Annotated in this window: 12 protein-coding genes and 2 pseudogenes; 11 read left to right on the forward strand and 3 right to left on the reverse strand. The window is 67.9% G+C overall.

The genetic code is table 11. The features are described from left to right. The 8 genes and pseudogenes from A5709_RS28440 to A5709_RS13770 all read left to right on the forward strand — a co-directional run. Positions 1-713: pseudogene (locus A5709_RS28440) on the forward strand (hypothetical protein); the annotation flags it as partial. 213 nt (positions 714-926) lie between these two features. After that, positions 927-1229, forward strand: coding sequence for a hypothetical protein (locus A5709_RS13740; protein WP_067946690.1), 303 nt, complete (start codon positions 927-929; stop codon positions 1227-1229). A gap of 72 nt (positions 1230-1301) precedes the next feature. Beyond that, a complete protein-coding gene (locus A5709_RS13745; protein WP_068120366.1) occupies positions 1302-2066 on the forward strand; it encodes a histidine phosphatase family protein in 765 nt (254 codons plus the stop codon). A gap of 73 nt (positions 2067-2139) precedes the next feature. Then, positions 2140-2727: a DUF3090 domain-containing protein gene (locus A5709_RS13750; protein ID WP_067946686.1), complete on the forward strand. Its 588-nt coding sequence runs from the start codon at positions 2140-2142 to the stop codon at positions 2725-2727. Continuing rightward, positions 2711-3526 (forward strand): SCO1664 family protein, encoded by an 816-nt coding sequence (locus A5709_RS13755; RefSeq protein WP_369806091.1) that lies wholly within the window; start codon positions 2711-2713, stop codon positions 3524-3526. Before A5709_RS13750 ends, A5709_RS13755 begins: the two co-directional genes overlap by 17 nt. Positions 3527-3557: 31 nt before the next feature. Next, positions 3558-4358, forward strand: coding sequence for a 3'(2'),5'-bisphosphate nucleotidase CysQ (locus A5709_RS13760; protein WP_067946681.1), 801 nt, complete (start codon positions 3558-3560; stop codon positions 4356-4358). Positions 4359-4382: 24 nt separating this feature from the next. Further along, a complete protein-coding gene (gene mshC, locus A5709_RS13765; RefSeq protein ID WP_067946679.1) occupies positions 4383-5618 on the forward strand; it encodes a cysteine--1-D-myo-inosityl 2-amino-2-deoxy-alpha-D-glucopyranoside ligase in 1236 nt (411 codons plus the stop codon). A 17-nt stretch (positions 5619-5635) separates the two neighbouring features. Beyond that, positions 5636-6520: an SDR family oxidoreductase gene (locus A5709_RS13770; RefSeq protein WP_068120368.1), complete on the forward strand. Its 885-nt coding sequence runs from the start codon at positions 5636-5638 to the stop codon at positions 6518-6520. On the opposite strand, the gene A5709_RS13775 is transcribed toward A5709_RS13770, so the two are convergent. Continuing rightward, positions 6517-7407 carry a PAC2 family protein gene (locus tag A5709_RS13775; RefSeq protein WP_067946675.1) on the reverse strand — a complete coding sequence of 297 codons (891 nt, stop codon included), beginning with the start codon at positions 7405-7407 and terminating at the stop codon, positions 6517-6519. The genes A5709_RS13770 and A5709_RS13775 overlap by 4 nt on opposite strands. Positions 7408-7516: 109 nt before the next feature. Here A5709_RS13775 and A5709_RS29255 point away from each other — a divergent pair. The 3 genes and pseudogenes from A5709_RS29255 to A5709_RS13785 form a co-directional block, all read left to right on the forward strand. Further along, positions 7517-7797, forward strand: a pseudogene (locus A5709_RS29255) (hypothetical protein); the annotation flags it as partial. Between the two features lie 112 nt (positions 7798-7909). Next, complete coding sequence (metH, locus tag A5709_RS13780) at positions 7910-11671, forward strand: methionine synthase (protein ID WP_068120370.1); 3762 nt, start codon at positions 7910-7912, stop codon at positions 11669-11671. An 8-nt stretch (positions 11672-11679) separates the two neighbouring features. Beyond that, entirely contained in the window at positions 11680-11964 is a 285-nt protein-coding gene (locus A5709_RS13785; protein ID WP_067946670.1) for a hypothetical protein, read from the forward strand. A gap of 22 nt (positions 11965-11986) precedes the next feature. Here A5709_RS13785 and A5709_RS13790 read toward each other — a convergent pair whose 3' ends face one another. Together A5709_RS13790 and A5709_RS13795 are read right to left on the reverse strand one after the other, a co-directional pair. Beyond that, positions 11987-12754, reverse strand: coding sequence for a mannan-binding family protein (locus A5709_RS13790; protein ID WP_067946668.1), 768 nt, complete (start codon positions 12752-12754; stop codon positions 11987-11989). After that, entirely contained in the window at positions 12751-13437 is a 687-nt protein-coding gene (locus A5709_RS13795) for a tetratricopeptide repeat protein (protein WP_068120372.1), read from the reverse strand. Before A5709_RS13795 ends, A5709_RS13790 begins: the two co-directional genes overlap by 4 nt. Positions 13438-13462 lie beyond the last annotated feature (25 nt).

A 13462-nucleotide genomic window follows, 5' to 3' on the forward strand; every position in this document is an offset into this window, starting at 1 on the left:
ATACATTCAAATCGGCTCCGCCCACCATCGAGCCGGCCGCGCCGGCCGTGTCGCCGCCGGTGTCGCAGAACCCGGCCGGCGTGGTCCGCGCGCTGGTCGCCCACGCCACGGCCGCGGTGTTCGACGGTGGCGCCCAGCAGCTGGCGGTGCTGGCGCCCGCCGCCGCCCCGCCGGGTCCTGCCACCGTCACGGTCTTCGGTGACCCGCAGGCCGCACCGCGCGTCATCGACCTGCCGGGGCCGGCGACCTCGCTGACCGACGACGGCCACGGCACGCTCTTCCTGGCCGCCCGGGGCGGCTATGTCGTGGTCGACCTGACCACCGGCCGTACAAGGCAGGTGAACGTCACCGACGCCGGGCAGGCCGACTTCACCGCGGTCGCCCAGCGCGCCGATGGCAAACTGGTGTTGGGCAGCGCCGACGGGGCTGTCTATACCCTTGCCTCCCCGACACCGGGCAGCGTCGACACCGCGACCGTCGGCAGCCGGACCAAGATCTTCGCCCGCGTCGACGCGCTTGCCGCGCAAGGGAATACGACGGCGGTCCTGGACCGGGGGCAAACCTCGGTGACGACGATCGGCGCCGACGGCCAAGCCCGCCAGGCGCTGCGGCCGTGGCGTGGGCGACCAGCGCGCGGACCACGCCGGCCGGGTTCTGCGACACCGGCGGCGACACGGCCGGCGCGGCCGGCTCGATGGTGGGCGGAGCCGATTTGAATGTATTCGACGAACATCCCGCGGCGGCGCCCAGCAAAAGCGCGACGCCAAGCAAACCTCGGCGAGCTGCCGCTCGGCGACGCACGTGCGTTGACAGCAATTATTTTCCCTCGCGTAACAACGGTGGACTGGGGACATTAAGGAACGCCTTCGCATCCAATATGGCCATGTCGCCTACATCAAGTCTCGCGGGCGGGGTATGGTCGGGCCATGGCCGTCACCGTTGACCGGCATATCGCGGAGAAAGAGTTTGCTGTCGAAGATTTGTCGACAGGCATTTTCGCCAGCGGATATGGACAAGTCGGTGATGGGCGCAGTTTTGCGTTCCACATCGAGCACCGATCGCTCGTCGTCGAAATTTACCGGCCGCGCCTTGCCGGGCCCGTTCCCCAGGCGGATGAGGTGGTCGCGAGGGCGATCCGCAGCCTGGTCGACATCGACGTCTCCGACGAGCGCAGCCTCATCGCCGCCGTCCGTGACTCGGTGGCGCACGCGGTGCCGGTCTCGCGCTAGTCAAGAACCCGCACCCGCACCGGGTACGGTCGTGATCGTGCTTTGGGCGACGTGTCAGTGGGATACCGCGGTATGACGGTCATCCTGTTGCGCCACGGCCGCTCCACCTCGAACACCGCCGGCGTCCTCGCCGGACGCTCCGAGGGTGTCGATCTCGACGACAAGGGGCGCGACCAGGCCGCCGGACTGATCGACAGGATCGGCGACCTGCCCATCCGCGGGCTGATCAGTTCGCCACTGCTGCGCTGCCGGCGCACCGTCGAACCGCTCGCCGAAGCGCTGTGCCTCGAGCCGCTCATCGAAGACCGGCTCGCCGAAGTGGACTACGGGGACTGGACCGGCCGCAAGATCGCCGAGCTGGCCGCCGAGCCGCTGTGGCGGGTCGTGCAGGCCCACCCGAGTGCGGCGGTGTTTCCCGGTGGCGAGGGGCTGGCGCAGGTGCAGGCGCGCGCCGTGGCCGCCGTCCGGGAGCACGATCGACGGCTGGCTGCCGAGCACGGCGGCGACGCCCTATGGGTGGCCTGCACCCACGGTGATGTCATCAAGGCGGTGGTCGCCGACGCCTACGGCATGCACCTGGACGCGTTCCAGCGGGTCACCGCCGACCCGGCGTCGGTGAGTGTGATCCGGTACACCGAATTGCGCCCATTTGTGTTGCACGTCAACCACACCGGTGCGAAGTTGGCTGCGGCGCTGCGGGCCGGGCCACCGCCCAAGGACGAGCCCCAGGATGAGGCGAAGGCGAAGACGGACGGTGAGTCCCAGCCGGCGCCGACGGGAGGGCCGGCCCCGGCCATGCCGTCCGGCGACGCGGTGGTCGGCGGCTCGACAGACTAATTCCGCTTAAAAGAGGGCAAGCGGGGCAATCGAATCGCACGGCGAAGGCAACAGCCGGTATTTTGGAGGTGCCATGGCCCGCGCAATTCACGTCTTCCGTACACCCGACCGCTTCGTGGCCGGGACCGTTGGTCAGCCCGGAAACCGCACGTTCTACATACAGGCGGTGCACGATGCCCGGGTGGTGTCGGTGGTGTTGGAGAAGCAGCAGGTGGCGGTGCTGGCCGAGCGCATCGGTGCGCTGCTGCTCGAGGTGAATCGCAGGTTCGGCACGCCGGTCCCCCCGGAGCCCGCCGAGGTCGAGGATCTCAACCCGCTGATCACCCCCGTCGACGCCGAGTTCCGGGTCGGAACCATGGGCCTGGGCTGGGATTCGGAGGCCCAGACCGTGGTGGTCGAATTGCTGGCCGTCACCGACGCCGAATTCGACGCGTCGGTGGTGCTAGACGACACCGAAGAGGGTCCCGACGCGGTGCGGGTGTTCTTGACGCCGGAGTCGGCGCGGCAGTTCGCCACGCGCTCCAATCGCGTCATCTCAGCGGGACGCCCGCCGTGTCCGCTGTGCGACGAACCGTTGGATCCGGAGGGCCATATCTGCGCGCGCGCCAACGGCTATAGGCGCAGCGCGCTGCTCGGGCCTGACGATGAACTTGAGGCCTGACGACCGTGAGGTGTTGCGCAACGGCGAGCTGACGGTCATCGGACGCATCCGCTCAGCCAGCAACGCCACCTTCCTGTGTGAGTCCACGCTCGGCGAATCGACCGTGCACTGCGTCTACAAGCCGGTCTCGGGCGAGGCGCCACTGTGGGACTTTCCCGACGGAACGCTGGCGGGTCGCGAAGTCGCCGCCTACCTGGTGTCGACGTGTTTGGGGTGGAACATCGTGCCCTACACGGTGATTCGTCACGGGCCTGCCGGTCCGGGCATGCTGCAGCTTTGGGTGGACCAACCGGGCGACGCCGCCGATTCCGCCCCGAGGCCCGGCCCCGACCTGGTCGACCTGTTTCCCGCCAACCAACCTCAGCCCGGTTACCTGCCGGTGCTGCGGGCCTACGACTACGCCGGCGACGAGGTGGTCTTGATGCACGCCGACGACATCCGGCTGCGGCGGATGGCTGTCTTCGACGTGCTGGTCAACAACGCCGACCGCAAAGGTGGCCATGTTCTGCGCGACGTCGAGGGCCACGTCTACGGCGTCGACCACGGTGTGTGCCTGCATGTCGAGAACAAGCTGCGCACGGTGCTGTGGGGCTGGGCCAACAAGCCGGTCGACGAGAAGATGCTGGAGCCGGTGGCCGGACTCACCGAGGCCCTGACGGGCTCGCTGGGCGATGAATTGGCCGAGCACATCACGCGGGCGGAGATCGCGGCGCTGCGCAGGCGCGCGCACGCGCTGCTGGACGATCCGGTGATGCCGGGCCCCAACCGGCACCGGCCCATTCCATGGCCGGCCTTCTGAGCGGCACTCGGGCGTCGGGAATACTGAGCCGGTGAGCCAGGGCCCGGATGAGTTGACCGATGCCGCACTGGCCGCCGAACTCGCCGCCGACGCGGGGGAGTTGCTGCTCAATGTGCGCGACGAGATCGGCTTCGGTCACCCGTGGGCGTTGGGCGACGCCGGCGACGCATTGGCCAACGAGCTCATCCTGCGCCGGTTGCGCGCCGAGCGCCCCGACGACGCGGTGCTCAGCGAGGAGGCCTACGACGACCGGCGCCGGCTCAAGTGCGACCGGGTGTGGATCATCGACCCGCTGGATGGCACCCGGGAGTACTCCACGCCGGGCCGCGACGACTGGGCGGTGCACATCGCGCTGTGGCAGCGTCCCACCGGCGACCCCACCAACGGCCAGCGGGAGATCACCGACGCGGCGGTGTCGTTGCCGGCCCGCGGGAACACGGTGTACCGCACCGACACCGTGACCGCCGGCGCCGCGCGCGTCGGCGTACCGCACACGTTTCGCATCGCCGTGAGCGCCACCCGGCCGCCCTTCGTGCTGCACCGCATGCGCCAATCGTTGGCGATACAGCCGGTGGCCATTGGTTCGGCGGGCGCCAAGGCGATGGCCATCATCGACGGCGACGTCGACGCCTACCTGCACGCGGGCGGGCAGTGGGAGTGGGACTCGGCGGCGCCGGCCGGCGTTGTGATGGCCGCCGGCATGCACGCGTCACGCCTGGACGGCTCGCCGATGCGCTACAACCAGTTCGACCCCTACCTGCCCGACTTCGTGATGTGCCGCGCCGAGGTGGCGCCGATCCTGCTCGCTGCCATCCGCGACGCATGGCGCTAGGTCACCGCGTTTAGAGTCGTTGGCATGCAGTCTTGGGAGTTTCCACCGGTTCCGGTATTGCCGGGACGTGGACCGGAGCTCCGGCTGTATGACACCTCCGATCGGCAGGTGCGGCCGGTGGCGGCCGGATCGACTGCGACCATGTACGTCTGCGGCATCACCCCGTACGACTCCACTCATCTCGGACACGCGGCCACCTATCTCACCTTCGATCTGGTCTACCGGCAATGGCTGGATCTCGGCCACGCCGTGCATTACGTGCAGAACGTCACCGACGTCGACGATCCACTGTTCGAGCGCGCCCAGCGCGACGGTGTCGACTGGCGTGAGCTCGGCGATCGTGAGGTCGTGCGCTTCCGGGAGGACATGGCGGCGCTGCGGGTCCTGCCGCCGCGCGATTATGTCGCGGCCACCCAGGCGATCCCCGAGGTGGTCGAGCTCGTCGAGAAGATGCTGGCGTCGGGGGCGGCGTACGTCGTCGACGGCGACTACCCGGACGTCTACTACCGGGCGGACGCCACCCCGCAGTTCGGCTACGAGTCGGGCTACGACCGCGAAACCATGCTGCGACTCTTCGAGCAGCGCGGCGGCGACCCGCACCGGCCCGGCAAGAGCGACGAGCTGGACGCGCTGCTGTGGCGCGCCGCGCGGCCGGGAGAGCCGAGCTGGCCGTCACCGTTCGGCGACGGGCGGCCCGGCTGGCATGTCGAATGCGCGGCGATCGCGCTCAGCCGCATCGGCAGCGGCCTGGACATCCAGGGCGGGGGCAGCGACCTGATCTTCCCGCACCACGAATTCACCGCCGCACATGCCGAATGTGTAAGGGGCGAGCGGCGATTCGCCCGCCACTACGTGCACGCGGGCATGATCGGCTGGGACGGGCACAAGATGTCCAAGAGCCGGGGCAACCTGGTGCTGGTGTCGACCTTGCGGGCCCAGGGCATCGAGCCGGCGGCCATCCGCCTGGGCCTGCTGGCCGGGCACTACCGCGCGGACCGGTTCTGGAGCCAGCAGGTGCTCGACGAGGCCATCGCCCGGCTCGGGCGCTGGCGCACCGCGACGGGGTTGCCCGCCGGTCCCGACGCCGCCGACGTGATCGCGCGGGTGCGCCGATACCTCGCCGACGACCTGAACACGCCCAAAGCGCTTGCCGCGCTTGATGGTTGGACCACCGACGCGCTCGAGTACGGCGGCCACGACGCCGAAGCGCCGAAGCTGGTGGCGACCGCGATCGATGCGCTGCTCGGGGTGGAACTGTAAAGGGTACGTTTGCCGCCATGACGTCACTGCAGGACAAAGTTGTTTTGATCACCGGCGGGGCCCGGGGCATCGGGGCCGAGGTCGCCCGCCGGCTGCGTAACAAGGGCGCCAGGTTGGTGCTCACCGATCTCAACGACACCGAGCTGAAAGCGCTTGCCGCCGAACTCGGCGACGACCGCGTGCTGACGGCGGTCGCCGATGTGCGAGACCTGCCGGCGATGCAGGCCGTCGCCGCGCAGGCCGTCGAGCGGTTCGGCGGCATCGACGTCGTCGTGGCCAACGCGGGCATCGCCAGCTACGGGTCGGTGTTGCAAGTCGACCCGGAGGCGTTCAAGCGGGTGATGGACATCAATGTGCTCGGCGTTTTCAACACCGTGCGGGCCACGCTGCCGGCGGTGATCGAGCGCCGCGGCTACGTGTTGATCGTCTCGTCGCTGGCCGCATACGCCGCCTGCCCGGGCCTGGTTCCCTACAACGCGTCGAAGGCCGGCGTCGAGATCCTCGCCAACGCGCTGCGGCTGGAGGTCGCCCACCGCGGCGTCGACGTCGGCTCGTCGCACATGTCGTGGATCGACACCGCCCTGGTCCGCGACACCGAGGCCGACCTGCCCGCCTTCGGCAAGCTGCTCGCCAGCTTCCCCTGGCCGCTGAACAAGACCACCACCGTCGACAAGTGCGCGGACGCGTTCGTCAAGGGCATCGAACGCCGCCGCAACCGCGTCTACTGCCCGGGTTGGGTCGCCCTGTTCCGCTGGATCAAGCCGGTGCTGTCCACCCCGGTCGGGGAACTGCCCCTGCACAAGCCCACCGCGGAGCTACTGCCCCAGCTGGACGCCCAAGTCGCGGCGCTCGGCCGGTCCACCAGCGCCTACAACCAGGGCTTGGGCAAGAAGCAGGGTTAGCGGCCGAAGCCGGGACGACGGCGCCGCAGATACCGCTCGAACTCGGCGGCCAGCGCGTCCCCGTCGATCTTGCCCAGGGCCTCGTTCATGTCGACCTCGGCGTCGCCGCGCTGCTCCAGCGACGACACGTATTCGGCCAAATCCTCGTCCTCGGCGGCCATCTCGGTGATGGCCTGCTCCCACTCCTCGGCCTCCGTCGGCAGGTCGGCCAGCGGAACCTCGATGTCGAGCACGTCCTCGACGCGGCGCAGCAGCGCCACCGTCGCCTTCGGGTTCGGCGGCTGCGACACGTAGTGCGGCACCGCCGCCCAGAACGTCACGGCGGGGATCCCGGCGGCCACGCAGGCGTCCTGGAACACCCCGGCGATGCCGGTCGGGCCCTCGTAGCGGCTCTCCTCGAGCCCGAAGCGTTTCGCCGACTCGGGGGAGTAGGCGGCGCCCGAGACCGGGACCGGCCGGGTGTGCGGCGTGTCGGCGAGCAGGGCGCCCAGGATCACCACGGTGTCCACGTTGAGCTTGTCGGCGATGGCGACCAGTTCGGCGCAGAAGGTGCGCCAGCGCATGTTGGGTTCCACCCCGTGCATCAACACGACGTCGCGGTCGCTGCCCGGCGGCCGGCAGTGCGAGATGCGCATCGCCGGCCACACCAGCTCCCGGGTGACCCCGTCGACCTGCCGGATGACCGGGCGATTCACCTGGTAGTCGTAATATGCCTCGTCGTCGATCTCCAGGATCGGGTCGGCCTCCCAGATGGCCTCGAGGTGCTCGAGCGCGTCGCTGGCCGCGTCGCCGGCGTCGTTCCAGCCCTCAAACGCCGCCACGACGATGGTGTTGTGCAGTTCGGGCAGTGCGGCTCCTCCATAGGGCCGGCCCTGGGGCGGGGTCACAGAATCAGCGTACGGCCTTGCGCCCCGATGTTCGGCGTGACCATCGGCCTTGCCTGTCAGGGACCTGTCAACCTCTGGGCCTTTTGCATAGGACGACTATCCTTGTGGGGTGACTGCCGTGAGCGACCACGACTACGACACCGACATCCTCGACGCTTTGGCACGGCGTGCGGTGGCCGGTGACGGGGCGATGGGCACTCAATCGCGGGCCGCTGACCTGGGCATCGGCGACCGCAACAACCGGCGTCGACGCGGTCGAGACGAAATACGTTCGGCCGCAATCTGGTTAACCTTGGTAACTACGACATTGCCGACAAGATCCGCGAGTTGGCGCTCACGGGCAGCGCGCTGGCCGAGCGGGTCGGGTCGAGCAGGGCGTCCAGTCGTCGGGTGACGACGTAGACTTTTCTGGTCGAGAGGCGTTGCAACGGTTCGCCGGCCATGCCGGTATCCGCCACGCTCGGCAGAGTCAAGGACGCCTTCCGCTACGGAAGGAACGTACGTGAACGCCCCCAAAAGCGCCCCGGCGTCGGAGACCTTCGTGCCGAACATCCGCCCCGACTGCACCGAAGAACTGACGGCCGCCCTGCGCCGGCGAATCATGGTGATCGACGGCGCGATGGGCACGGCGATCCAGCGGGACCGGCCGGACGAGGCCGGTTACCGCGGCGACCGGTTCACGGAGTGGCCGACCGCCCTTCAGGGCAACAATGACCTGCTCAACCTGACGCAGCCGCAGATCATCGAGGGGATCCACCGCGAGTACCTCGAGGCGGGCGCCGACATCCTGGAAACCAACACGTTCAACGCGAACGCGATCTCGCTCTCCGACTACGGCATGCAGGACCTGGCCTACGAGCTCAACTACGCCGGCGCCGCCCTGGCCCGCAAGGCCGCCGACGAATACAGCACCCCGGAGAAGCCCCGTTACGTCGCCGGCGCCATCGGGCCGACGACGCGGACCGCGTCGATCTCGCCGGACGTCAACGACCCGGGCGCCCGCAATGTCTCCTACGACCTGCTGGTCGCCGCCTACCTCGAAGCCGCGAACGGCCTGGTCGACGGCGGTGTCGACCTCTTGATCATCGAGACGATCTTCGACTCGCTGAACGCCAAGGCCGCGGTGTTCGCCGTCGAGACGCTTTTCGAGGAGCGCGGACGCCGCTGGCCGGCGATCATTTCGGGCACCATCACCGATGCTTCCGGCCGGACGTTGTCCGGTCAGGTCACCGAGGCTTTCTGGAACTCGATCAGGCACGCGAAGCCGCTCGCGGTCGGCCTCAACTGCGCGCTGGGCGCGCCGGAGATGAGGCCCTACATCGCCGAGGTGGCGCGGATCGCGGACACCTTCGTCTCCTGCTATCCGAACGCCGGCCTGCCCAACGCGTTCGGCGAGTACGACGAGTCCCCGGAGCGCCAAGCCGGCTACATCGCCGACTTCGCGGAGGCGGGCCTGGTCAATCTCGTCGGCGGGTGCTGCGGGACGGCGCCGCCGCACATCGCCGAGATCGCCAAGGTCGTCGAGGGCAAACCGCCGCGCGAGCTGCCGGAGATCGAGGTGGCCACGCGCCTTTCGGGCCTCGAGCCGCTGAACATCACCGACGATTCCCTGTTCGTGAACATCGGTGAGCGCACCAACATCACCGGCTCCGCCCGGTTCCGCAACCTGATCAAGGCCGAGGACTACGACAGCGCGCTGTCGGTCGCCCTGCAGCAGGTCGAGGTCGGTGCGCAGGTCATCGACATCAACATGGACGAGGGCATGATCGATGGCGTCGCCGCGATGGACCGGTTCACCAAGCTGATCGCGGCCGAGCCGGACATCAGCCGCGTTCCGGTGATGATCGACTCCTCCAAGTGGGAGGTCATCGAGGCCGGCCTAAAGAACGTGCAGGGCAAGCCGATCGTCAACTCGATCTCCATGAAGGAGGGCGAGGAGAAGTTCGTCCGCGAGGCGCGGCTGTGCCGCAAGTACGGCGCCGCCGTCGTCGTGATGGCCTTCGACGAACAGGGGCAGGCCGACAACCTGGAGCGGCGCAAGGAGATCTGCGGTCGCGCCTACCGGATCCTGACCGAAGAGGTCGGCTTCCCACCCGAGGACATCATCTTCGACCCGAACTGCTTCGCGCTGGCCACCGGTATCGAGGAGCACGCGACCTACGGGATCGACTTCATCGAAGCCTGCGCCTGGATCAAGGAGAACCTTCCGGGGGTGCACATCTCCGGAGGCATCTCGAACGTGTCGTTCTCGTTCCGGGGCAACAACCCCGTGCGCGAGGCGATCCATTCGGTGTTCCTGTTCCACGCCATCAAGGCCGGCCTGGACATGGGCATCGTCAACGCCGGTGCGCTGGTGCCGTACGACTCGATCGACCCCGAGCTACGGGACCGCATCGAGGACGTGGTGTTGAACCGTCGCGAGGATGCGGCGGAACGGCTGCTGGAGATCGCCGAACGGTTCAACAGCAAGGAGAAGGGCGAGGATCCCGCGACTGCCGAGTGGCGGAGCCTGCCCGTCCGCGAGCGGATCACGCACGCCCTGGTCAAAGGGATCGACGCGCACGTCGATGACGACACCGAGGAACTACGGGCCGAGATCGCGGCGGCGGGTGGCCGCCCGATCGAGGTGATCGAGGGCCCGCTGATGGACGGCATGAACGTCGTCGGTGACCTGTTCGGCTCGGGCAAGATGTTCCTGCCCCAGGTCGTGAAGTCGGCGCGGGTGATGAAGAAGGCCGTCGCGTACCTGCTGCCGTTCATCGAGAAGGAGAAAGAGCAGAACGGCACCGCGGCGGCGAAGGACACCAACGGCACCATCGTGATGGCGACCGTGAAGGGCGACGTGCACGACATCGGCAAGAACATCGTCGGGGTTGTGTTGCAGTGCAACAACTTCGAAGTGATCGACCTCGGTGTGATGGTGCCCGCCGAGAAGATCCTGGCCGCGGCGAAGGAGCACGACGCCGACATCATCGGACTGTCCGGACTGATCACCCCATCGTTGGACGAGATGGTCAACTTCGCCGTAGAGATGGAACGCCAGGGCCTGGAAATCCCGCTGCTGATCGGTGGTGCGACCACCTCGCGCGCCCATACGGCCGTGAAGGTGGCGCCGCGTCGCAGTGGCCCGGTGGTCTGGGTCAAGGACGCCTCCCGCTCGGTGCCGGTCGCCGCCGCGCTGCTCGACGACAAGCAGCGTCCAGCCCTGCTGGAGGCCACCGCGAAGGATTACGCCGACCTGCGCGAACGGCACTCCCAGAAGAACGAGCGGCCGATGCTGACGCTGGAGAAGGCGCGCGCGAACCGGACGCCCATCGAATGGGACGGCTACACGCCGCCGGTGCCCGCCCAGGGTCTCGGCGTCCGGGAATTCCAGGACTATGACATCGCCGAGTTGCGTGAGTACATCGACTGGCAGCCGTTCTTCAACGCCTGGGAGATGAAGGGCAGATTCCCGGACATCCTCAACAACCCCGTCTCGGGCGAGGCTGCCCGCAAGCTGTACGACGACGCCCAGGAGATGCTCGACACCCTGATCAAGGAAAAGTGGCTGACCGCCAACGGGGTGATCGGGTTCTTCCCGGCCAACGCGGTTGGGGACGACATCGAGGTGTACACCGACGAGACCCGCACCGAGGTGCTGACGACGTTGCACAACCTGCGCCAGCAGGGTGAGCATCGGGACGGCATCCCGAACCGGTCGCTGGGCGACTACGTCGCGCCCAAGGACACCGGTCTGGCTGACTACGTCGGCGCCTTCGCGGTCACCGCCGGGCTCGGCAGCCAGGAGAAGATCGCGGAGTTCAAGGCGGCCGTCGACGATTACAGCGCGATCCTGCTGGAGTCGATCGCCGACCGGCTGGCGGAGGCTTTCGCCGAACGGATGCACCAACGGGTTCGCAAGGAGTTCTGGGGATTCCAGCCGGACGAGCAGCTGGACAACGATGCGCTCATCGGCGAGAAGTACGTGGGGATCCGCCCAGCCCCGGGCTACCCCGCCTGCCCGGAGCACACCGAGAAGGCGACGCTGTGGGAGTTGCTGGACGTCAAGGAGCGGACCGGCATCGAGCTGACGGAGTCGATGGCGATGTGGCCCGGTGCCGCCGTCAGCGGCTGGTATTTCTCGCATCCGCAGTCGCAGTACTTCGTGATCGGTCGGATGGCCCAGGACCAGGTCGCCGACTACGCGAAGCGCAAGGGCTGGACTCTGCGGGAAGCCGAGCGCTGGCTCGCCCCGAACCTCGGCTACAACCCGGAGGACTGAGCAGGGGGATGTTCATGCTGGAGCGAGAGCTGAACCGCATCGTCGATATCGCGGTGGAAGCCGTGAACGCTACGGTCCTGCACGTGCGGCGCATCGTCGGAGCGCTGGGTACCGCGCTCGACCGCACGAAGCGCGAAGTCAGCGATTTAGCCTGGGATTACGGCGATCTGGCGGCAAGCGTCCGCTTCACGGCCCGCAGCAGCCGCGCGTCCACCGGGGACGGTCAGGTGGCGCACAGCGAGCACGTTGCCGACGTGATATCGATCGACCTGCGTCGTCGAAAGGCCAACTGAGCCAGCCGCACAGGCGCAGATGCTAGATGCGCAGCACCGAACTCAACGCGGACAGCGGGATGTGCGCTTGCACCGTGCCGCCGTCCATGAACCACTGCATCACGCCGGGCGTGAAGTTGAGGGGCTCGTCGTGCGCCACCGGGTAGTCCGGCATGTACAGGATCAACTCGTCCGGAGTGACCGCCCACGCCTTGTAGGCCCCGGAGTAGACCTTGTCGGGAGTCCAGCGGTCGACGGTGAACGGGTAGGTTCCCGGGTCGTGTGGCGGCGGCGCCTGATCGAGCGCGGTTTGGATAAACGGTTGGGCCAGTGGGGGAATGGCCGTCAGTGGATTTGATGTCGTCAGATCCGCCAGCTGCATGCGTCGGCCACTTGCCATGTCGAACGTGAAGGTCCGGTAGGCGTTGTTGGGCTTTGGCCCGTCGGCGTGGTAGTCCTCGTGGAACACGGCGCTGAGCAGATTGCCGTGCCGGAATACCTCAAAGTTCTCCTCGCCGTAGCTGTCGGCGGCCATGGCGCCGTTGGCCGTCTTCCAGTTGTTGACCAGGGTGCGCAGGTAGTCGCGGATCACCGGGCCCGTGGTCGGATTGTCGACCAGGTCGTCGGGCACCGCGACCTTGATGTCCCGGACGGCCTTGCGCTCCGACGTGACAGAGGTGTGGCAGTACTGGCCGTCCCAGTCACCGCCGAGCTCACCGCAGAACGACGGCGCCGACGCGTGCGCCGTAGCCGCGGTGGGAATCGTTGTGGCCGCGGCCAATACGACTGCCGCCAAGATCCGTCGGATCACAGCAGCTGAACCTTGCTCGCCCGCCAGCGGCCGTCGACCTTTTCCATGGTCATCTTGATCCTGCTGCGGTCGATGCGCGGGTCGGGTGCGGCGGTGTTGGTGACGGTCTGGTCGATGAAGACCAGCACGACAACCTTGTTCGCCGACTCGGACTGAATCGCCGAGTCCACCACCACGCCGTGCGCGGTCGCCTTGTTGTCGATCAGCAGCTGGCGGAGCTTGACGCTGGACTGGGTGTACATGTCCTTGAACTCGCCCGTCGCGCCATCGAGAACCTGGCTGAAGTTCTCGTCGACCTTGTTCGAATCAATGCTCGTCAGCACTTGCGCGTAGGCGATGGCCGCCTGCTGGGCCTGCTCGCCGGCCAGTTTGACCTGATGCTCTTGCCACAGCCGCCAGCCGAGGAAACCCGAAACGCCAAGCGAGGCAACGAGCAACACCGGCAACACGCTGCGGCGCAGATAGCGCTTCCACGGGCGCTTAGGGCCCTCGTTCTTGGGACGCTTGCCTTTTAGCAGCGCACCGACGTCGCCGCCCTCGTCTTCATCGGCTGCCTCGCCGGATTCTTCGCCGCGCACCTCGTCGGCGTCTTCGGTGGCGGATTCCGGTGTTTCGGCGTCCGGCTCCGGTTCGGCGTGCGCCTTGGCCTTCGGGTTCTTCTCGGTGGTCACGATCACGGTCATCTCCTAGGGATTGGCCCGATGGTAG

This window comes from Mycobacterium sp. E1386 (assembly GCF_001672745.1).
Classification (GTDB): domain Bacteria; phylum Actinomycetota; class Actinomycetes; order Mycobacteriales; family Mycobacteriaceae; genus Mycobacterium.

Excerpts from the sequence above, each read along its gene's own strand:
- A5709_RS13740 (WP_067946690.1), top strand. The coding sequence starts at position 927 with ATGGCCGTCACCGTTGACCGGCATATCGCGGAGAAAGAGTTTGCTGTC.
- A5709_RS13745 (WP_068120366.1), top strand. The coding sequence starts at position 1,302 with ATGACGGTCATCCTGTTGCGCCACGGCCGCTCCACCTCGAACACCGCC.
- A5709_RS13750 (WP_067946686.1), top strand. The coding sequence starts at position 2,140 with ATGGCCCGCGCAATTCACGTCTTCCGTACACCCGACCGCTTCGTGGCC.
- A5709_RS13755 (WP_369806091.1), top strand. The coding sequence starts at position 2,711 with ATGAACTTGAGGCCTGACGACCGTGAGGTGTTGCGCAACGGCGAGCTG.
- mshC (WP_067946679.1), top strand. The coding sequence starts at position 4,383 with ATGCAGTCTTGGGAGTTTCCACCGGTTCCGGTATTGCCGGGACGTGGA.
- A5709_RS13770 (WP_068120368.1), top strand. The coding sequence starts at position 5,636 with ATGACGTCACTGCAGGACAAAGTTGTTTTGATCACCGGCGGGGCCCGG.
- A5709_RS13785 (WP_067946670.1), top strand. The coding sequence starts at position 11,680 with ATGTTCATGCTGGAGCGAGAGCTGAACCGCATCGTCGATATCGCGGTG.
- A5709_RS13795 (WP_068120372.1), bottom strand. The coding sequence starts at position 13,437 with ATGACCGTGATCGTGACCACCGAGAAGAACCCGAAGGCCAAGGCGCAC.